This is a genomic window from Flavobacterium bomense, from assembly GCF_003970355.1.
Window position 1 is genome coordinate 829 of the sequence record NZ_RYDJ01000189.1, and the last position, 346, is coordinate 1,174.

The 346-nt window shown below is 27.2% G+C and carries 1 protein-coding gene; it reads left to right on the forward strand.

All coding sequences use genetic code 11. The features are described 5' to 3' along the window. Positions 1 to 29: 29 nt before the first annotated feature. Positions 30 to 346, forward strand: a 317-nt coding sequence (locus EKL98_RS17940) for a hypothetical protein (RefSeq protein ID WP_199740747.1), incomplete at its 3' end; no start/stop codon positions are given.

Below are 346 nucleotides of genomic sequence, written 5' to 3' on the forward strand. Positions count from 1 at the left end.
CCGATTTATATCAATCAAAAATTGCAAATTTGGGATTTAAAGCGCGGGTATTGCCTTTATTTAGTAATATAATTAAAAATAACGGATCATCTTTAGGAAAAATCACAACTGATTTTGAATTGAAATTCTGTATTTTTGGAAGTATTCATTACGGAGCGCCAGTAGAAAAATTTATTGAGGAATTGAAACTAGTTTTATTTGAATCAAAAGAAAAAAGAATATTAAGGTTTGTATTTATTGGCCACTGTGGAGTTGCAATAGAAGAATGGAGAAAAGTATTGTTGACAAATAAAATTAATTTTGAAATAACTGGATTTGTTACTGACAAAGAAATAAGCAATATATT